Below are 19,463 nucleotides of genomic sequence, written 5' to 3'. Positions count from 1 at the left end.
TGTTGACGGCGATCGCACGAGCATAGATGCGCCGATGCTCAAGCGCGCGCGTACCTCTCGGCGAGAAACCGGAGCCGCTCGCCCTGTGCCCGGCACGCATCGCGGAGGCCGGCGGGTTCGAGCACCGTGAAGTCCACGTCGAAGGCGACGAGCCACTCGGCGATCCTCTCCAGGGACTGTCCGCCGAGCACGAGTGCGCACGTTCGTGCGTCGATCTGCTCGAGGGTTCCCCACCTGTCGTCGACCATCGGGGTGATCGTCCCGACCGGTGCGTGCAGCAGCACCCTCGCGGTCACCGGTGCTGCGCCACGCGCGATACCGCGCGAGACGAACTCGGCAGCACCTCCGGGTGGGAGCTCGCGCGGAACGAACCGCGGACCGGTGGGGATCTTCGGTTCCATGCGGTCCACGCGGAACGAGCGCCAATCCTCGCGGGCGAGGTCCCAGGCGACGAGATACCAGCGCAGTCCCGCACGCACCACCCGGTACGGCTCCACCTCCCGTCGCGAGGCCGTGTCGTCGTGGGAGCGGTAATCGAAGCGCAAGCGCTCGTGGCGGTGACAGACGGCCGTCACGGTCGCGAGCAACTCGGCGTCGACCGCGGATGCAACTGGGCCACGATCGACGACGTCGACGCGTAAGGCTTCGAGCCGGTGCTGCAACCGTGACGGCATGACCTGCCTCAGTTTGGTGAGTGCACGTGCTTCGGCGTCCCCGAGACCGGTGACCGCGTCGTTGGTGCCGGAACGCAACGCGAGTGCGACGGCCACAACCTCGTCGTCGTCGAGCAGCAGCGGCGGCATCTCGGCGCCCGCACCGAGCCGGTAGCCGCCGCCGACGCCGACATTCGCATCGACGGGATAGCCGAGGTAGCGGAGTTTCTCGACGTCGCGTCGGACCGTGCGGGTGGTGATCTGCAGACGCTCGGCGAGTTCGGTGCCGGACCATTCCCGTCGCATCTGTAGGAGCGACAGCAGACGCAACAGGCGGGCGGAGGTTTCGCGCATGATCAGACTGTGCCACGAATAGCGGACGATTCCCGTCCTCGATTGTGGTCGTTGCCGTTCCTGCAGCGCGGGTAAGCTGTGTATTCGTGCTTTCCGTCGTCCCCGCCTCCGTCAGCGTGCGGGCTCCGTCCAAGGTCAACCTGCATCTCGCGGTCGGGGACCTCCGCCCCGACGGTTATCACGACCTGCGCACAGTGTTCCAAGCGCTGTCGCTGCACGACGAGGTGACCGTCGCCCCCGCCGAGACCCTCCGCGTCGAGGTCCGTGGACCCGACGCGGCTTCGGTGCCCACCGATTCGTCGAACCTCGTCTGGCGTGCTGCCGAGCTACTCGCCGAACGCGCCGGACGCACACCCGACGTCGAGATCATCATCGACAAGGGGATCCCCGTGGCCGGAGGCATGGCAGGTGGAAGCGCCGACGCGGCCGCGACGCTCGTCGCGCTCGACGCGCTGTGGGGGCTCGGAGCCAGTCGTGGCGACCTCGACGAGATCGCAGCCCAGCTGGGCAGCGACGTGAACTTCTGCCTGCACGGCAATACCGCGCTCGGAACCGGACGCGGTGAACAACTCGTTCCCGTCCTGTCGCGCGGCACCTTCCACTGGGTGCTCGCGATCGCGAAAGAGGGGCTGTCCACCCCCGTCGTCTTCCGCGAACTCGACCGGCTGCGCGCCAGCGGTGATCCACAGCGCGTGGGCGACACCGACGATCTGCTGCATGCGCTCGGCGCCGGTGACGCTCGCGCGCTCGCTCCGCTGCTCGGCAACGACCTGCAATCGGCCGCATTGTCGTTGAACCCCGGTCTGCGTCGCACCCTGCGTGCAGGGGTCGAAGCGGGAGCTCTCGCGGGCATCGTATCCGGCTCCGGACCCACCTGCGCATTCCTCGTCGACGATCAACGCGCTGCGGTCGAGGTGAGCGCCGAGCTCGCAGGCGCCGGGGTGTGCCGAACCGTGCGGATCGCGTCCGGCCCGGTGCCGGGCGCGCGCATCGTCGATCCCACTCGACCCTGACATCCCATTCCTGATACACCGATTCACAACTCCGGAAGGCTCTGCACCACGTGGCGAATCTGATCAACCTCGAACAGGTCTCGAAATCCTTCGGTATCAAGCCGTTGCTCGACTCCGTGTCGCTCGGGGTGGAAGAGGGCGAGCGCATCGGCGTGGTCGGCCTCAACGGTGGCGGCAAGACCACGATGCTCGAGGTGCTCGCCGGCCTCGAGGAACCCGACTCCGGTCGTGTCAGCCGGGTCGGTGGCCTGCGCATGGCGGTGGTCACCCAACGCGGTGTTCTTCCCGAAGGCTCGACCGTCGGTGACGTCGTACTCGGCCCACTCGATGTCGCCGAACACGAGTGGGCCGGCGATGCGCGCATCCGCTCGGTGCTCGCGGGGATCGGCATCGACAAGCTCGGTCTCGACGCAGTCGTCGACGGACTGTCCGGCGGTGAACGGCGACGGGTCGCGCTCGCTGCCGCGCTCGTGCAAGAACTCGATCTGCTCGTGCTCGACGAGCCCACCAACCACCTCGATGTCGAGGGAGTGCAGTGGCTTGCCGAACACTTGATGTCGCGACGCAGTGCGCTCGTCGTCGTGACCCACGACCGGTGGTTCCTCGACACCGTTGCGAACCGCACATGGGAAGTTGTCGGCGGCAAGGTCGAGGCATACGAGGGCGGCTACAACGACTGGATCTTCGCGCGCGCAGAGCGTGCCCGTCAGGCCGACGCGATGGAGGAGCGGCGTCGGAACCTGGCGCGCAAGGAGCTGGCGTGGCTACGTCGCGGTGCTCCCGCACGCACGTCCAAGCCCAAATATCGCATCGAGGCCGCGGAAGCGCTCATCGCCAACGTGCCGCCGCCGCGCGACTCTGTGGCCCTCGCGTCGTTCGCGAAGCGCAGGCTGGGGCGCGTCGTGATCGAGCTGGAGGACGCCACCTTGGCCACTCCGGACGGCCGTGAACTCGTCCACGATCTGACGTGGCGGCTCGGGCCGGGGGAGCGGATCGGTCTCGTCGGAGTCAACGGATCCGGGAAGACGACGTTGCTGCGCACACTCGCAGGCGAGCGCGAACCGGCATCCGGCAGGCGTATAGAAGGGCAGACGGTCGAGATCGGCTGGTTGCGGCAGGAACTCGACGATCTGCCCACCGACATGCGAGTGTTGGATGCGGTCAAAGACGTGGCCGAACGAATCATGCTGGGCGACAAGGAGGTATCGGCGGGTCAGCTGGCAGAGAGGCTCGGGTTCACTCCTGCTCGCCAACGCACTCCCGTCGGCGACCTCTCCGGCGGGGAACGACGCCGCCTGCAGTTGACGCGCGTACTCATGGCGGAGCCCAATGTGCTGCTGCTCGACGAGCCCACCAACGACCTCGATATCGACACCCTCCAGCAACTCGAAGACCTCCTCGACAACTTCGCAGGGACCCTCGTGGTCATCAGTCACGACCGGTACCTGATCGAGCGGATCTGCGACTCGACATGGGCGCTGTTCGGCGACGGCAAGCTCACCAACTTGCCGGGCGGCATCGAGGAATACCTGCGTCGACGCGCGGCGATGGGCGACGGTGGGGTGCTGTCGGTGGCGTCCCAGGTGTCGAAGGGGGCAGAAGCGTCGGTGCCGAAGCGAGACGGCGCCGCGGATCGTGCTGCGCGTAAGGAACTCTCACGACTCGAGCGGGCGATCGCCAAGCTCGACGAGCGTGAATCGAAGCTGCACGTGCAACTGGCCGACGCGGCAACCGATCCGGATCGCTTGCAGAAGCTCGACGCCGAGCTGCGTCAGGTGGTCGCGGACAAGGAAGCGGCCGAGGAACAGTGGATGGAGCTCGCCGACACGCTGGACTGACGCGGCGAGACGTTTCCACCCCACAGGGCAAGGAAAATATTTCGGGTCGATGATTTCCTCTTGACCTCGAGTCTGCTCGAGGTTGCAGGCTGGGCGCAGTAAGTCGAACACGCCCATCAGGAGAGAAACATGTCTGTCACCCGAACATCGTCTGTTTCATCGACATCCGTGTGGTCGCGCGACTACGGGCGTCCCACGATCGTTGTCGCCTCGGTCCTCGCAGCGTTGGTCGCCAACCTCGTGCTCTGGCTGGTCGGCCTGTTGGCCGGTGGGTCGTTCGAGCACACCGATGCAGGGACGATCGCGAGCGCGGCGCCGGGTGGCGTGGTGCTCATGACCGTCGTCCCGCTTGCGGTCGGGCTCACCGTCGCTGCGCTGCTGAGCCTGTGGTGGAACCCGATCGTCCGGATCGCCCAGGTGGTCGGTGCGCTCCTGCCGCTCGCGACGATCGCAGGAACGATCAGTGCGGACTTCGACGGTCCGAGCAAGACGACGCTGGTGCTGATGCACGTCGTCATCGCTGCGGTGGCCGTGCTCGGGCTCGAGAAGATGCGCGATCGCTAGACGGTATGCGCAGCCCCGGCGCCGAGTCAGGGGGTGCGGGCCCGGCACGGGACGCGGTCACGCCTGGAACCAGGCTCTGGCCGCGGCCCGTGACCGGGGGCGACGGCGGTAACCGGCAGAGGTTCGCGAGACGGCGGGCCATTCGGGCAGATCGTTGTACAGACAGCACATGCCCTGCGCGAACTGCGGTGGACGGGTCGGAGAATATCGGTGACGCGGGACCTTCTGCTCTACGGATGCAGCCCGGATGCGGCGACGATGAATGTGCCGGAGAAGTCGAGATCGTTTCGAGCCGCCACCATGGATGAACACAATATGTGGATACGACCGATTGATACGGTGAGTGCCGACGATGCACCCACAGTGGGTGGAAAATCCGCCAATCTGGGCGAGCTCACACGGGCGGGTTTTGCGGTGCCTGCCGCGTTCACCGTCACGACCGATGCATACGTCGACGCGATGCAGGCCGCGGGAGTACGCGCTCGACTGGCCGCCGAGGCTGTCCCGGCTCCCGACATCGACGACGCCACACTCATCCGCACTTCGGCCGAACTTGCCGCGCTGGTGACCGATGCCCCGGTTCCGCGCGAGATGAGGGATGGCATCGTCTCGGCGTACGAGGCGCTCGGCGTGGATGTTCCGGTGGCGGTGCGCTCGTCGGCGCCTGCCGAGGACGCGGCGGACACTTCCTTCGCAGGCATCCACGAGTCCTACACCAACATCATCGGTGCCGACGCGGTAGTGCGAGCGGTGCAGACGTGCTGGGCATCTCTCTGGTCGGAACGGGCCCGCACCTACCGCGGGTTGCGCGGGGTGACGGATGAGCCGTCCATTGCCGTCGTCGTGCAGGTGATGGTCGAGTCCGAAGTCTCCGGGGTGGCATTCACTGCCGATCCACGAACCGGTGACCTCGATCGCATCGTGATCGAGGCGGCGCTGGGTCTCGGTGAAGTGGTTGTCGGCGGCCAGGTCGAGCCCGACACCTATGTCGTGGCCAAGGACGCCTTCGAGATACTCGATGTGCACCTCGGTCACCAGGAGTTCCGGATAGAGTCGACCGACGCAGGCGACAGACGAATCGCGGTCGACCCGGTCCGCAGCACTCGCGTGCTCGACGACGAACAGATCGACCGTGTCGCGCGTCTCGCCGCGGGAGTCGAGCAGCATTACGGTCGTCCGCAGGATCTCGAGTTCGCCTTCGCGGATGGCGCGTTGTGGATCGTGCAGACCCGCCCGATCACCACACTCGACCGGTCGGCAGTCGGAGGTCCATCCGGCAACGGTGAGGTGACACCATTGCTGACCGGCCTCGGTGCTGGCCCCGGGACGGCCACGGGCAGGGTCCGGGTGCTCCACGAGCTGGTCGACGGCAATCGGCTGACCGACGGCGAGATCATCGTCGCACCCATGACCCGACCGGATTGGCTGCCGATCCTGCGACGCGCCGGTGGCATCGTCACGGACGGCGGCGGCATCACCTGCCACGCGGCGATCGTCGGGCGCGAGCTCGGTAAACCGGTCGTGGTCGGTGCACGCACTGCAACCACAGATCTGCGGGACGGGCAGGTGATCACCGTCGACGGTGACGCGGGCGCCGTGTTCGAGGGGGAAGTACACGCTGCGGTCGGTCCGTCCGCCGCGGCGACTCCGGCCTCGGCGGTGCCGGGTGTCGCTCCGACCGTCACGGCGACGTCGGTGTACGTCAACCTGGCGACTCCGGATGCTGCGGAATCGGTCGCGGCCACCGATGTCGACGGGGTCGGCTTGTTGCGGGCCGAGTTCATGATCACCGAGGCGCTGGCGGGGGAGCACCCGTCGCACATGATTGCACAGGGTCGGCGCGACGAATACGTGGCGAAGATGGCCGACGGGGTCGCCCGGATCGCCGCGGCGTTCACGCCGCGGCCGGTGGTGTATCGGGCGATCGATCTGCGCAGTAACGAGTTCGCGGATCTTGAAGGCGGCGAGGTCGAGCCGGACGAGGAGAACCCGATGATCGGGTATCGCGGGTGCTTTCGCTACGTACGCGATCCGCAGCTGTTCTCGTTGGATCTCGATGTGCTGCACCGTGTTCGGGGCAGGTGTCCCAACGTTCACCTGATGATCCCGTTCGTGCGCACCCGATGGGAACTGAAGGAGTGCCTTGCCCAGCTCGACGCGCACCCCCTCGGGGCTGATCGCCGGATGCGGCGCTGGATCATGGCCGAGGTGCCGTCGGTGGTGTATTGGTTGCCGGAGTACGCGAAGCTCGGCATCGACGGCGTGTCGATCGGCAGCAATGACCTCACACAGCTGATGCTGGGTGTGGACCGGGATTCGGAAGTGTGCAGGGACCTGTTCGACACCCTCGACCCAGCCGTCCTCGATGCGATCGACCACATCATCGACAGGGCCTCCGCAGCGGGATTGACCACGTCGCTGTGTGGTCAGGCGGCATCGACGAGCACCGAGCTCGCGGAGCACTTGGTGCGGCGGGGCATCACGTCGGTGTCGGTCACTCCCGACGCTGCGTCGCGGACGAGGAGGATGGTGGCGCAGGCCGAGCAACGGATCCTGCTGGATCGCGTACGCGAGGTCGGGCGGTGACACCCGCGCAGGCGATGCCGGACCGCCGTACCGTCGAGTCCGCAGTCGCGCTGTCCAGCCGCGCGCCGTCCCTGCACAACAGCCAGCCTTGGCGGTGGATTCTCGGTGCGGATGCGTTGACGCTCTACACCGACAACGATCGCATTCTGCCGGCCACGGATCCGTCCGGTCGCCAGATGGTGCTCTCTTGCGGGGCGGCGCTGGACCATGTGCAGAGAGCGCTCGCCACGGAACGGTGGTGCTCGGTGATCGAGCGGATTCCGCATTCGCCGGACCAGCAGTGCCTGGCGGCACTCCACTTTCGCCGAGTGGACGAAGTGTCCGATGTAGACGTCCGATTGGCGGCGGCGATCCCGGGGCGCCGCACCGAGCGGTTGCCGATGGACTCACCACCGCAGTGGCAGCAGGCCGTCGGCTTCCTGCAGGAACTCGTCGAGGAGGCCGATGTACACCTCGACGAGATCAGCGAGCACGAACGACCTGCACTCGACGGCATGTCCCGGCAGCTCAGTGGTGAACGCCGTTCCGACCAGGCCTACCAATCGGAACTTCGCTGGTGGACCGGGCACGCGGCGTATCCCGATGGCGTGCCTGCCGAGGCGCTACCGGACCCTCGATGGACGGTCGCGACAGAACGGGAGTTCCCTGCCGGGCGCGCAGCGAGCGACACCGTCGGCGTAGAAGAAGACCGCGCAGCGATCCTGCTGCTCTCGACCACCACGGATTCGCGACTCGACTGGTTGCGGTGCGGCGAGGCACTGTCGGCAGTCCTTCTCGCCTGCACCTTCTACGGACTGGCGACCTGCCCGGTCACCCACCTCACCGAGTCCGCGGCTACTCGAACCTCTCTCGCTTCACTGGCGGGCAGCGACGGTGTGCCCCAGGTGCTGATCAGGGTAGGTATACGGACGCCCACCCGTTCGGGACCGACGACGCCGAGACGGCCCCTCTCGGAAGTGCTGTTTCGGGGGCGTCCGTGAGATGCGCGATCGTGAATTCCGAAACGTACTCGTTCGGCAGGGGAAAGACGGCACCCCAGACCACTGCTGTCAGGACTGGCGGGGGCGCACCACCATGACCGGGCACTGGGCTTGACGCAGGAGTGCGTTGCTCGTGGAACCGAGGAGCAATCCGGTGAACCCGCCACGACCCCGACTGCCGACCACCAGAAGTTGCGCCTGTTCGCTCCACTCCTGCAGGCGGGAACGGGGCCCGTCGAGGTAGAGCTTACGGTCGACGGTGACGTCGGGATAGCGCTCGCGGTATCCGGCCAGCTGCTCGGCCAATATTGCGTGCTCGTTTTCCTCGAGCGACTGCGGGGCGAGTGAGGGAGGAAGCGACTCGAACGTTCCGACCTTCATATCGCTCCAGACGTGCACCGCCACCAGGTCGACGCCGCGCCACGACGCCTCCTCGAATGCACAGGCCACAGCGGCCTCACTCAGCGGGCTGCCGTCGGCGCCGACGACGACGGGACGCACGTCGGGTGTTGCAACCGGTTCGGTTCCACGGACGACCACGACGGGGCAACCGGCGTGAGAGGTGACGGCGCTGGGTGTGGAGCCGAGCACCGCCTCGCCCAGTCGGCCATGGCCCGAGGCGCCGAGTACCAGGATTCGCGCCCGAAGGGAAAGTTCCACGAGCCAAGCAGAGCCACCCGTCATCGACGTCGCAGTGGTGATCTCGAGGTCCGGGGCGGTGGAGCGCGCGATCTTCTCGGCGTCCGACAGGACGACACGCGCTTTCTCCTCTGCCCATTCGAAAACCTCGGCGGGCCGGAAGAACGGCATGTCGGTCCACCCAGTGGGGCCGAAGTCCACGGCGTGGACGATGTGTAGTGTCAGCCTGCGTCCTGCAGCCGTAGCCGCGGCCCACCGCACGGCGTGGTCGGATGCGGACGATCCGTCGACTCCGACCGTGATGTGGTTGTGGTCCTGTGGCACTGCACCATGAGGTTTCACAAAGTCGAGGCTATCGCGTGACCGGTCGCGCGCAGTGGGCTTCGGCCTCGACGCTCCGCGACGTGACGAGGCACGTCATCTCACGTCGGGCCCTACGTCGTGAACGTCTCTGTCATCGGGGCGGTAGTCGGAGTGAGGATCACTATGCCGCCGCGGTCGACGACGTGCACAGTGGTACCGATGATGTCGGCGCCTGCGGCGAGGATCTGCGCACCGGCGGCGTCGGTGTGCCCCGACACGCGTCGGCCGTCGGGGGTCGTGCCGATGAGGAACCCGATGGCCGGGGTGCCATCGCGGCCGAATTCTGCAGTGGCCGTGATGATCTCGATCTCACCCGAGTAATCGAGCGCAGGCTCGGTCTCGGACGCGGGCAACAGGACCGGCTCGGGATCGCCGATGTATCCGTCGGTGTGCGGTGTGCATCCGAGCACCACGACATGCTGGTAGGTGAGGTACCCGCCGTTGCCGTGCACGAGAGCGAGCTCGCAGTCGGTGCGCAGTCGACGCGCGACCGCGACGATCGAATGCAGCGTGTAGCTGTTGAGTGGCCCACCGAAGAACGAATGGCCGCCGGTGACGGTCGGGACGGTGTCACGCGGGAGCCCGAGGTGCTCGACGAGCAGCTTGGGCACCACCGGGAAGCAACTGTAGGCATCGATGATGTCGAAGTCGCTTGCGCGGAGGTCTGCGCGGTCGAGCGTGCGACGGAGCGCGTCGGCGAGCGCTGCGGAATGGCCGAAATCGGCGCGGGAGAGCACGTCCGTCGGTTCGGTCGCACCAGCGCCGCCCCAGACATAGAGAATCCGGTCGTCGGCGACCCCGAGTTCACGTGCTGTCGCGAGTGAGGTCACGACGACGGCCGCGGCCTGGTCGACGAACGGCATCGCATTCATCAGCAGGGGATAGGGATCGGTCACCGCGCGGTTCTTCGGACCGACGGTGCGGATGTCCTCGGAGGTACGCACGTTCGGATTCCACGAGGCCGGGTTCTCCGCCGCGATCTCGGAGAACCTGCCGTAGAGCTCCGCGGACCACTCGATCGACGTCTCGCGGGAGTGCCCGAGCCGGTGACTGAGCCGGTTCTCGAACAGCGGGTACACGCGGGTGGGGACCACCATCGCGGCGCGCTGCATCGCGGCGCTGCCCAGGTCGTCCGGATCGAATGCCGGGGGGCCGCCGGGGGCGGTGACCCAGCCGAGTGCGGCCGGGTCGGTTCCGGCCCCCAGCGCATTGCTGACGGAGGCCTGCGCCTCGCCCCCGACGAGCAGCGCGACGGAGCTGGTGCCGGTCGCGATGTCGTATGCGATCCGGTCGAGCTGCGCGGCCGGCCAGTGGCCGCCGATCGGGGTCGTCGACGTGCGCTCGGGGGTGGCGCCGATGCGTTCGGCGAGTAGCCCGGGCAGGTCGTCGTACGACCAGCTCGCGGTCTTCACGGCGCGGACGGTGTCGATGCGGGAGGCGAGCTCGTCCGCGGCGCCGGTGTCGGCCAGCGCGGCACGGGTCGCCTCGACGATCAGGTCGAGTGGTTCCCTGGGGTCGGCGGGTGCGCCGGCGCGTCCTGATCGCAGGTCGCCGACTCCGATCACGACCGGTGTACGTGCGGGCTCAGTCCGTGCAGGGTCTGTCATCGAGGGCCTCGTGGTCGTCGGGGATGGCACTCCGAGCGTAATACGGACTGATTCAGTCTGTATATCGAGGTGTGGTCTGGCACACTCATCGCGTGACCGATACCCCCACTCCTCGTCGCCGAGGTAGGCCACGCGACGCCGACCTCGAGGACCGAGTCTTCGATGCCGTGCTCGAGGTGTATGCCGAAACCAGTTGGCGCGGCTTCACCCTCGACGCCGTGGGACGCAGGGCCCGTGTAGGGCGGGCCGCGCTGTACCGGCGGTGGGATACCAAGGACGACCTTCTTGTCCAGGCGCTCGAGGCCCGCAGCCCACTGCCGGTCCCGATCGATACCGGCGCGCTGCGTTCCGATCTGACCGAACTCGCGCGACAACTCCTGCACGGGTACCGCACGCCATCCGGCCTCGTCAGTCTGCGCGTGGCGCTCGACTCGCGAGTCAATCCGGAGTTGCTCGCCCATCTGGCCCGGACGCTCAATCGCAGCCGGATCCTCGCTGCGCGCACCATCGTGCATCGTGCGGTCGAACGCGGTGAACTCGATCCTGGAACCTCCGTAACGCTCCTGCTCGAGATCGTGACCGGGGCGGTACTCAGTCACGCACTGTTCGGGCTCTCCGACCCCGCGCCGAGCGACGACGACGCGTACGCGGACCGCATCGTCGAGGCGGTCGTCGGAGCGCTGCACGGTGCCGGGACGGTGTCCGATCCGAAACACAAGAGCCAGAGCGTAATCGAACTGTAATAGAGCTGACCGGCGGGTCTTTCATTCGGACATCGTCCGGCCGTGATCCGGGATAGCCTTGCAACAGGTACACGGTGATGGGAGATCAGCGATGGATCTGGAGGCAATGGAGCAGATCGCGCAGGTCAAGTATCGCTACGCGCGAAATCTCGATACCAAGAACTGGGAGGAGCTCGCCGACACTCTCGTACCCGAGGCCACCGCGGTGTACGGCGAACATCTCAGTTTCGAATCTCGCGAGGTCTTCATCAACTTTCTCGAGAACACGCTCGGCCTCCACATGGTCACGGAACACCACTGCAGCCACCCCGAGATCCGGATCGATGAGGGCGGCCGAACAGCAACGGGGACCTGGCTGCTCGCAGACACCGTCATCGTTCCGGAAGACGGCATGATTCTGCGGGGGTCGGCGTACTACCACGATCGGTACGTCCGGTGTGACGACGGTGCCTGGCGGATCGTGCACACAGGATACGAACGCAATTGGGAGACGGTCGTTTCTCTCGCGGACATGCCGTCGTTCCGACTCAGCAGCAACAAATGGGCAATGCTCCAGCAGCCTCCGCGCGCGTCCTGAATCGCCGGAGGCGGTGCGACGTTCGAAAGGAGAGATGTCCATGGCAACCCAGGACGAGACGCTGTTTCCCCCGGCAGGCGCGATCCCGTATCTCACGGTGGGGCACGGCCGCGACGCAATCGACTGGTATGTAAGCGCGTTCGGCGCAACGCTGCATGGCGAGCCGATCTTCATGGACGACGGCAGGCTCGGCCACGCCGAACTCGGATTCCCGACCGGGATGGTCTATCTTGCCGAGGAGTTCCCGGAAATGGGCCTGACCGCACCGGCCGGGGGAGCCACATCGGTGAGCTTGATGCTTCCGGTCGTCGACACCGACACCGTTCTCGAGCGCGCCCGCGCAGCCGGAGGCAGGGTCGAGCGGTGGATCTCGGAGAACCACGGTCACCGCAACGCCACATTGATCGACCCGTTCGGGCATCGGTGGATGCTCGTCGGTCCGCTGACCGGAGATCCGATAGGTGAACCCTGACGTCGGCGGTGCCGTACCTCACGTCTGTCACATGCGCCCGGTAGGCTCCCGCCCGTGAAAGAGTCGTTCATCCGCACGCGAGTTGCCAACGGTGTCGGTGAGGTGCAACTCGACCGGCCCGAAGCGCTCAACGCGCTGAACCCGTCGATGATCCGGGACATGCATGCTGCGCTGCTGCAGTGGCGCACCGACCCGTCCGTCACGGCCGTGCTCGTCACGAGCCGGTCCGATCGGGCCTTCTGCGCGGGCGGCGACATCAAACCTGCTCGCGATGCGGTGCTGTCGGGCGCCTTCGATGCAGTGCGGGAATCCTTCGCCGCCGAGTATCGGCTCGACGAACTCGTAGCCACCTACCCGAAGCCGTATCTCGCGGTTCTGGACGGTGTCACCTTGGGCGGTGGGCTCGGGATCTCGGTGCACGGCGCGGTGCGGGTGGTGACGGAGAGGGCGTCGTTCGCGATGCCCGAGACAGCGCTCGGCTTCATCCCGGATGTCGGGTCGAGCCATTTTCTCCCCCGTTTGCGGGGCACCGCCGTGCGCTGCGACGCCGTCGGAATGTACCTCGGCGTGACGGGGGCCCGCATCGGCGCAGGCGACGCGCTCGCGGTGGGTCTGGCCACCCATTTCGTGCCCCGCGACCGCGTTGATGATCTTGTCGATCGTATCCGCGCGGGCGACTGGCAGGCGGCTCTCGACGAATTCGTCTCTCCCGCACCCGAATCCGAACTGGAGAAACGCTTCGCCGATATCGAGACGGTGTTCGGAGACGGAACGGTCGACGAGATGCTGGACCGGCTCGCGGCCACCGACGCGGAGATCGATCCGGAATGGGCCGAGCGGACGCATGCGGCCCTCCGTGCCGCGTCGCCGACCAGCGTGCGTGCCACCGTGGAGTTGTTGCGCCGCGGCGCCGAAAGCACACTCGAGGAGTGCTTGGCGCGCGAGCTCGAGGTGGCGGTGCGGATCAGCGCGGTCCCCGATTTCGTCGAAGGGGTGCGCGCTGTGCTCGTCGACAAGGACCGCTCACCGCGATGGTCGCCCCCTCGGGTCGAGGAGGTCGATCCGGCGACCATCGCCGCATTGTTCGGCTGAGCGATGGAGCGGTCCCGAACGTTTCGGAGTCCCTAGTGATTCGGTGTCCCGAGTGATTCAGCGGGTGAAGCGGTGCGGAGATTGCAGATCGACCACGATCGGCTGACCACCGAGCATCGCGTGGATCTCGGGCTTCTCGAGCCCGCCCGCCACGAGGTATTCACCGAGTAGCTGCAGCAACTCGTCATTGTCGATCGTCGGGTCGATGCCGTGGGACGACCGTGAACCGAGTTCGCCCTGGGCCAGACGCGCCGCGATCCGTACCGACGCGACACCCATCGAATTGCGGCGGGCGGGCACGCCGGACTTCGAAGCAGTGCCGAGTGTGCTCGACGCGGCAGAGGTATCGGCGGTCGAGCCGTTGGTGCCGGTCGTGCTGCCATTGGTGCTGGTGCTCGTCACCGAGGACGTCCCTTCGTTCGTGGTTCCGGCGCCCACCCCGCCGGCCGGGTTGCGGTCGATCGCGTGCACACCCGTGGTGAGCACTGTCATCGGCGTACTGTTCGGGAGCGGCGTGCTCGGCAGCGGGTAGACGAAGGTGCCCGACCGCTTCGGGCCCTTCGACCGCTCACCCGACCGGGTATGACCGGCCTCGGCGGTGCTGGACTCCGTCGTGCCGGGGTCGGGTAGTTCACCCGACGGCACGGACGGTGCATCGTCGTCGTTCATGACAAGCTCCTGAAATCACCCGAGCGCGCGTGCTCGACGGCAGCAAATTACCAGCCGAAGGGTGTCCGCGTCACCCCGTATGTCCGGTATCTGCTGTTTTCGGGATCAGTCCGTCGCAGCGACCAAGGGCTCGAGGGTGAGTTCGGGAAGCTCCTTCTGGATGTACTGCAGCCGCCATTTGTCGCTGACGAGTGCCAGCAACACACCGTCGGACCGCTCGAACACCTCGACACCGCGCTGACGGTTGAGCTCGGTGGTCGACTCCGCATCGGTGCGGCGGGCCAGCGCGTATCCGAGCGGCTCGATCTTCGGGTCGACGTTGTACTCGGCCTTCATTCGCGCCGCGACCACCTCGAACTGCATGGGGCCGACGGCCGCCATCACCGGCGACGCATCGCCGCGGATGTCGTTGCGGAGGATCTGCACGACGCCTTCGGAATCGAGCTGATCGACGGCCTTACGGAACTGCTTGTACTTCGAGGCGCTCTCGGCCCGCAGGATCGCGAAGTGCTCGGGTGCGAACGACGGGATGGGCGGGAACTCGACCTTCTTGTCGACGAACAGGGTGTGGCCGGGCGCGAGGGCCGTGGCGTTGACCAGGCCCACCACGTCGCCCGGATAGGCATTCTCGACGGTAGTGCGTTCGCGCCCGAACACGGTCAGTGCGTACTTCGTCGCGAACGGTTTGCCGGTCTGGGCATGGGTGACGACCATCCCGCGCTCGAAGACGCCCGAGACGACGCGCATGAACGCGAGACGATCGCGGTGCGCGGTGTCCATTCCGGCCTGCACTTTGAACACCACGGCACTGAACGGGTCGTCGACGTCGCGGGGAGTGTCGTCGATCGCCAGGCGTGCCCGCGGCGGCGGGGCCAGCGCGACGAGCGTGTCGAGGATCTGACGGACGCCGAAGTTGAGCATGGCGGAAGCGAAGATCACCGGCGACGTCTGACCTCCCAGGAACAGTTCCTGGTCGTGATCCTGCCCGCTCGCCGACAGTAGTTCGGATTCCTCGGCTGCCTCGGTCCAGGTGTCGCCTTCGCGCTCGAGCGCGACCTCGGGGGTCAGGTGCTCCTCGGGTGCGATCTTCGCGCCACCTGCGGTGCGCGTGAACTTGATGTATTCGACGGCTTCGCCTGCATGCTCGTCGAGACCGCGACGCAAGAGTCCGCGGAAGTCACCCGCGATGCCGACCGGCCAGAACAGCGGGGTGGGGGTGAGCCCGATCCGTTCGCTGATCTCGTCGAGCAGTTCGAGTGGCGTCTGACCGGGGCGGTCCCACTTGTTGATCACCGTGATCACCGGGATGCCGCGGTGGCGGCATACCTGGAACAGCTTCAACGTCTGCGGCTCGAGGCCTTTCGCGGCGTCGATGAGCATCACGGCCGCGTCGACCGCGGTGAGCACGCGGTAGGTGTCCTCGGAGAAGTCGGAGTGGCCGGGGGTGTCGACGAGGTTGATGACGTTGACGGTGTCGACACCGTCCTCCGACTCCGGAGCCTCGGAGGACGAGTAGTTGAACTGCAGCGCGGTGGAGCTGACGGAGATGCCTCGGGCCTTCTCCATCTCCATCCAGTCGGACACGGTGGACTTGCGGCCGGCCTTGCCGTGGACGGCGCCGGCCTCCGAGATGACCTTCGCGTGCAGCGCGAGGGCCTCGGTGAGAGTGGACTTACCGGCGTCCGGATGGGAGATGACGGCGAATGTGCGCCGTCGCAGCGCTTCGGAACGGACTTCGTTCGACGAAGGGGGCTTCGCGGCGTTGGTGGATTCGCTGGCGGAGGCGGGCGGGGTACTCAACGCGGAAACCTCTCGAAACTTTTTGGTCGGTGTTCTATCGCAGGCAACTCCTCCATGTTACTAGGCGATTCGGTGTCGTTTTCCCGCAGATTCGATCACGTTTCCCCGGGGACGCTTCCGATCGCTCATTTTCGGGCCACGCTGATTCGTAGGGCCGGGATTTCGGCACGGGAAGGCCCGTGCGCATCGGAACGAGGAGTGTTCGTGAGCAGGTTCACTGATGAGATGTATGCGACGGGGCGCGCAAGCACGCGGGGTCTGATCACCGGCGAGCCGGACTCGCCGCGGCGACAGACCTGGATGCAGATCCACGAGCAGGCACGGTGCATGGCGGGGTGTCTGGCGGCGAGCGGGGTCGCTCCGGGCGATGCGGTCGCGATCCTGGCCGGGTTCCCGGTCGACATCGCCCCGATCAGCCAGGGCGTGTGGATGCGCGGCGCGAGCATCACGATGCTGCACCAGCCCACCCCGCGCACCGATCTCGATGGGTGGACGCGAGACACCGAGACCGTGTTGCGCATGATCGGCGCGAGGGTCGTGGTGCTCGGCGCACCGTTCGACATCGCGGAGCCGCTGCTGCGTGAGCGGGGCATCGATGTGGTCACCACCTCGGAACTGCGCGCAGGCACACCGATCGACCCCGTCGACACCGCAGAATCCGACATCGTGCTGCAGCAACTGACCTCCGGCTCCACCGGGTCACCGAAGGCCGTGCAGATCACGCACGAGAACTTCTACGTCAACGCGTATGCGATGTTCGAACGCATCAAGTTCTCGCTCGACGACGACGTCATGATCAGTTGGTTGCCACTGTTCCACGACATGGGCATGGTCGGATTCCTCAGCGTCCCGATGCAGATGGGCGGCGAGGTGGTGTCGGTGACTCCGCTCGACTTCCTGCGGACACCGATGCTGTGGGCGGACCTCATCACCAAATATCGTGGAACCGTCACGGCTGCACCGAATTTCGCATACTCTTTGTTGGCGCGCAAGCTGGCGCAGGCCGAGGACGGCGCGGTGGACCTGTCGTCGATCGAGTGGATGTGGAACGGGGCCGAGCCCGTGGACCCCGACACCATGGACGCTCTCGCCGAGGCGGGTGCCCGGTTCGGGCTCGACCCAATGGCGCTTGCCCCGGTCTACGGGATGGCGGAGACGACGCTGGCGGTATCGGTACCCGACCCCGGCCACGGCCAGGTGCTCGATGTCGTCGACCCGGACCTGCTCGAGTCGGGCGGGATGGCCGTGCCCTCGGTCCACTCGAACGCCCGCCGGTTGCCGACGCTGGGGCATCTCGTTTCCGGTCTCGAAGGCAGAGTCGTCGGTGACGACGGGCAGGAACTCCCTACCCGAGGGGTCGGGGTCATCCAGTTGCGGGGCAAAGCCGTCACACACGGATACGTCACGGTCGATGGCCCCGTACCCGCGCAGGACAGCGACGGCTGGCTCGATACCGGCGACGTCGGCTACTTCACCGAAGAAGGTCTGGTCGTCGTGTGCGGCCGGGTGAAGGACGTCATCATCATGGGCGGACGCAACATCTATCCCACCGATATCGAGCGCGCCGCGTGCGGTGTGGCGGGGGTACGACCGGGCAATGCCGTCGCGATCCGGCTGGATGCCGGCGAGAAGCGGGAATCGTTTGCGGTGGCGGTGGAGACCAACCTCATCGACGACCTCGACGAAGTGCGCCGAATCGAGCACGAGGTGGTCCATGCGGTGTGTGCGGAGGTGGGAGCGCGTCCCCGCACGGTTGCAGTGCTCGGCCCGGGCAACATCCCGAAGACGTCGTCGGGCAAGCTGCGCCGCGGGACGTCGGCATCATTGCTCCGGCGCTGACGGGGTACGACGCCCGGCCCGCACGGAGGTTCCGATGACGAGGACGGTGAGTGCGGTGAGGACACCACCGATCCAGAGCACGCTCGTCGGCGACAGCGCATCGACCACGAGCCCACCGATCAGAGCACCCGCTGCGATCGACAGGTTGAACGCCGAGACGAACAGCGAACTCGCGGCCTCCACGGCGTCCGGAGCCGACCTGAACATCCAGGTCTGGAGAGTGACAGGCACTGCGCCGTAGCCCAATCCCCAGAGGGCGAGCATGCCTGCCGCCGAGACGGCTGTGGTGTCGGTGACCGCGACCGCGACCATGGCGACGGTGAGGACGAGCGAGATTCCCAGGGCGGTCTGTGGCAACCATCTGTCGACCAGGGCTCCCGCAATGAAATTGCCGCAGAGGCCGGCGACACCGAACGCGAGAAGCAGCATGCCGATCGATCCGCCGTCCACGCCGCTGCCCTGAAGGACGGGGCGCAGGAATGTGTACGCCGTGAAGTGGCCGGTGATGATCAGGACCGTCATCATGATTCCCACACGCACGCCTGCGTTGTTGCGGAACACCGCGGGCAGGTCGGTGAGGCCGAGGGTGCGCTGCGGTGGTAGCCGGGGCACCAGGAAAAGCATGGCCGTCAGCGCGACGAGGCCGAGGACGCCGACCGCGCCGAACGCTGTGCGCCAGCTGCTGAGGCCGCCGAGGAACGTGCCGGCGGGCACCCCGAGAACGGACGCGGCTTCGACACCGCTGAAGATCACGGCGGTGGCACGCACGACGTGTCGCTGCGGTACCAGTCGGAGGGCGATGCCCCCGGCCAACGCCCAGAACCCGCCGACGCTGATCCCGATGAGGAACCGGGCGGCCAGGACGACCGCGAAATCTGTTGCGAAGGCCGATGCGAGATTGGCAGCCCCCATCATGCCGATCAGCAGAGCCAGGACGAGCCGGCGGTCCATCCGCCCGGCGGCCACCGTGATCAAGGGCGCGGAGAGTGCGGCGACGAGCCCGGGAATTGTCACCATCAGCCCGGCGCGACCTTCGGACACGTCGAGGGCATCGCCGACGGGAGTGAGCAATCCGACGGGGAGCAGTTCGGATGTCATGAGGGAGAAGATTCCCAGTGTCACCGCCAGGACGGCGAGCCAGCCCTTCACTGGTGAGGGGCCGGCCGCCGTCCCGGTAGGTGCCGCTGGGGCGGCGGCGGTCACAGCGCCCCGGGCGTCTTGCGGGTCGTCACGTTCATCCGGTTCCAGGTGTTCACCGTGAAGATCAACGCGATGAGCTGGGCGAGTTCTGTCTCGTCGAACTCGTCGGCGACCTCGTCCCAGACCTCATCGGAGACTCCGCCGGGCAGTTGTGTCATCGCCTCGGTGAGCGACAGTGCTGCACGTTCTTTCGTGGTGAAGACGCTGGATTCCTCCCACGCGCTGAGCTGGTAGATCCGTTCTTCCCGCTCACCGGCCCGGCGCGCGTCGGATGTGTGGTAGTCGATGCAGTATGCGCAGCGGTTGATCTGCGATGCACGGATCTGGACCAGTTCGAGCAGTACCGGGTCGAGACCGGCGCGAGCGGCGGCGTCGAGAGCGAGGACGGCTTTGAAGATCTTCGGCGCGACCTGGGCGAAATCCATGCGCTGGGCTACCTGAAAAGTTGTCATGTCATAAAGCTAAAGCCGGAAG

At 66.8% G+C, this 19,463-nt stretch carries 17 protein-coding genes; 10 read left to right on the top strand and 7 right to left on the bottom strand.

The genetic code is table 11. The features are described 5' to 3' along the window. Positions 1–38: 38 nt before the first annotated feature. On the bottom strand, positions 39–1,007 hold the full coding sequence (locus tag HCA61_RS09020) for a YafY family protein (protein ID WP_169687796.1): 969 nt from the start codon (positions 1,005–1,007) through the stop codon (positions 39–41). 86 nt (positions 1,008–1,093) lie between these two features. Between HCA61_RS09020 and HCA61_RS09015 the strand changes: the two genes are divergently transcribed. The 5 genes from HCA61_RS09015 to HCA61_RS08995 all read left to right on the top strand — a co-directional run bounded on the left by HCA61_RS09015 (position 1,094) and on the right by HCA61_RS08995 (position 7,988). Beyond that, positions 1,094–2,020, top strand: a complete 927-nt coding sequence (locus HCA61_RS09015) for a 4-(cytidine 5'-diphospho)-2-C-methyl-D-erythritol kinase (protein WP_169687795.1) — start codon at positions 1,094–1,096, stop codon at positions 2,018–2,020. A 50-nt stretch (positions 2,021–2,070) separates the two neighbouring features. Further along, complete coding sequence (locus tag HCA61_RS09010; protein ID WP_169687794.1) at positions 2,071–3,858, top strand: ABC-F family ATP-binding cassette domain-containing protein; 1,788 nt, start codon at positions 2,071–2,073, stop codon at positions 3,856–3,858. A gap of 129 nt (positions 3,859–3,987) precedes the next feature. Beyond that, on the top strand, positions 3,988–4,422 hold the full coding sequence (locus HCA61_RS09005; protein WP_169687793.1) for a DUF6069 family protein: 435 nt from the start codon (positions 3,988–3,990) through the stop codon (positions 4,420–4,422). Positions 4,423–4,722: 300 nt separating this feature from the next. Continuing rightward, on the top strand, positions 4,723–7,008 hold the full coding sequence (gene ppsA, locus HCA61_RS09000) for a phosphoenolpyruvate synthase (RefSeq protein ID WP_169688004.1): 2,286 nt from the start codon (positions 4,723–4,725) through the stop codon (positions 7,006–7,008). Continuing rightward, positions 7,005–7,988, top strand: a complete 984-nt coding sequence (locus HCA61_RS08995; protein WP_346777523.1) for a hypothetical protein — start codon at positions 7,005–7,007, stop codon at positions 7,986–7,988. The genes ppsA and HCA61_RS08995 overlap by 4 nt, the downstream gene beginning before the upstream one ends. 69 nt (positions 7,989–8,057) lie before the next feature. On the opposite strand, the gene HCA61_RS08990 is transcribed toward HCA61_RS08995, so the two are convergent. Together HCA61_RS08990 and HCA61_RS08985 are read right to left on the bottom strand one after the other, a co-directional pair. Then, on the bottom strand, positions 8,058–8,969 hold the full coding sequence (locus HCA61_RS08990) for a universal stress protein (RefSeq protein ID WP_169687792.1): 912 nt from the start codon (positions 8,967–8,969) through the stop codon (positions 8,058–8,060). Positions 8,970–9,061: 92 nt separating this feature from the next. Further along, on the bottom strand, positions 9,062–10,597 hold the full coding sequence (locus tag HCA61_RS08985) for an acetyl-CoA acetyltransferase (protein WP_169687791.1): 1,536 nt from the start codon (positions 10,595–10,597) through the stop codon (positions 9,062–9,064). A gap of 92 nt (positions 10,598–10,689) precedes the next feature. Between HCA61_RS08985 and HCA61_RS08980 the strand changes: the two genes are divergently transcribed. The 4 genes from HCA61_RS08980 (at position 10,690) to HCA61_RS08965 (ending at position 13,481) form a co-directional block, all read left to right on the top strand. Continuing rightward, entirely contained in the window at positions 10,690–11,340 is a 651-nt protein-coding gene (locus HCA61_RS08980; protein ID WP_169687790.1) for a TetR/AcrR family transcriptional regulator, read from the top strand. Positions 11,341–11,431: 91 nt separating this feature from the next. Next, positions 11,432–11,917 carry a nuclear transport factor 2 family protein gene (locus tag HCA61_RS08975; RefSeq protein ID WP_169687789.1) on the top strand — a complete coding sequence of 162 codons (486 nt, stop codon included), beginning with the start codon at positions 11,432–11,434 and terminating at the stop codon, positions 11,915–11,917. A gap of 40 nt (positions 11,918–11,957) precedes the next feature. Then, entirely contained in the window at positions 11,958–12,389 is a 432-nt protein-coding gene (locus HCA61_RS08970) for a VOC family protein (RefSeq protein ID WP_240959049.1), read from the top strand. A 54-nt stretch (positions 12,390–12,443) separates the two neighbouring features. Next, the gene (locus tag HCA61_RS08965) at positions 12,444–13,481 is read left to right on the top strand and encodes an enoyl-CoA hydratase/isomerase family protein (protein ID WP_169687787.1); all 1,038 of its coding nucleotides are present in this window, start codon (positions 12,444–12,446) and stop codon (positions 13,479–13,481) included. A 57-nt stretch (positions 13,482–13,538) separates the two neighbouring features. On the opposite strand, the gene HCA61_RS26240 is transcribed toward HCA61_RS08965, so the two are convergent. Both HCA61_RS26240 and HCA61_RS08955 read right to left on the bottom strand, forming a co-directional pair. Next, positions 13,539–14,150, bottom strand: coding sequence for a hypothetical protein (locus HCA61_RS26240; RefSeq protein ID WP_240959048.1), 612 nt, complete (start codon positions 14,148–14,150; stop codon positions 13,539–13,541). A 105-nt stretch (positions 14,151–14,255) separates the two neighbouring features. Continuing rightward, positions 14,256–15,950, bottom strand: a complete 1,695-nt coding sequence (locus tag HCA61_RS08955) for a peptide chain release factor 3 (protein WP_169687786.1) — start codon at positions 15,948–15,950, stop codon at positions 14,256–14,258. Between the two features lie 204 nt (positions 15,951–16,154). Between HCA61_RS08955 and HCA61_RS08950 the strand changes: the two genes are divergently transcribed. Next, positions 16,155–17,789 carry a fatty acyl-AMP ligase gene (locus HCA61_RS08950; RefSeq protein ID WP_169687785.1) on the top strand — a complete coding sequence of 545 codons (1,635 nt, stop codon included), beginning with the start codon at positions 16,155–16,157 and terminating at the stop codon, positions 17,787–17,789. Here HCA61_RS08950 and HCA61_RS08945 read toward each other — a convergent pair. Together HCA61_RS08945 and HCA61_RS08940 are read right to left on the bottom strand one after the other, a co-directional pair. Continuing rightward, a complete protein-coding gene (locus tag HCA61_RS08945; protein ID WP_346777535.1) occupies positions 17,772–18,911 on the bottom strand; it encodes an MFS transporter in 1,140 nt (379 codons plus the stop codon). The two genes, HCA61_RS08950 and HCA61_RS08945, sit on opposite strands and share 18 nt — an antisense overlap. Before the next feature lie 77 nt (positions 18,912–18,988). Further along, on the bottom strand, positions 18,989–19,441 hold the full coding sequence (locus tag HCA61_RS08940; RefSeq protein WP_206039800.1) for a carboxymuconolactone decarboxylase family protein: 453 nt from the start codon (positions 19,439–19,441) through the stop codon (positions 18,989–18,991). Between the last annotated feature and the right edge of the window lie 22 nt (positions 19,442–19,463).

It is taken from the genome of Rhodococcus sp. HNM0563, assembly GCF_012726195.1.
Classification (GTDB): Bacteria; Actinomycetota; Actinomycetes; order Mycobacteriales; family Mycobacteriaceae; genus Rhodococcus.
Note: the sequence above shows the minus strand (reverse complement) of the source record. Positions and strands in the feature narration are given on the sequence as shown.

What these genes read in the sequence shown, in the direction of transcription:
- HCA61_RS09020 (WP_169687796.1), bottom strand. Translation starts at nt 1,007, where the DNA reads ATGCGCGAAACCTCCGCCCGCCTGTTGCGTCTGCTGTCGCTCCTACAG.
- ppsA (WP_169688004.1), top strand. Translation starts at nt 4,723, where the DNA reads ATGGATGAACACAATATGTGGATACGACCGATTGATACGGTGAGTGCC.
- HCA61_RS09005 (WP_169687793.1), top strand. Translation starts at nt 3,988, where the DNA reads ATGTCTGTCACCCGAACATCGTCTGTTTCATCGACATCCGTGTGGTCG.
- HCA61_RS08975 (WP_169687789.1), top strand. Translation starts at nt 11,432, where the DNA reads ATGGATCTGGAGGCAATGGAGCAGATCGCGCAGGTCAAGTATCGCTAC.
- HCA61_RS26240 (WP_240959048.1), bottom strand. Translation starts at nt 14,150, where the DNA reads ATGAACGACGACGATGCACCGTCCGTGCCGTCGGGTGAACTACCCGAC.
- HCA61_RS08940 (WP_206039800.1), bottom strand. Translation starts at nt 19,441, where the DNA reads ATGACAACTTTTCAGGTAGCCCAGCGCATGGATTTCGCCCAGGTCGCG.
- HCA61_RS08970 (WP_240959049.1), top strand. Translation starts at nt 11,958, where the DNA reads ATGGCAACCCAGGACGAGACGCTGTTTCCCCCGGCAGGCGCGATCCCG.
- HCA61_RS08985 (WP_169687791.1), bottom strand. Translation starts at nt 10,597, where the DNA reads ATGACAGACCCTGCACGGACTGAGCCCGCACGTACACCGGTCGTGATC.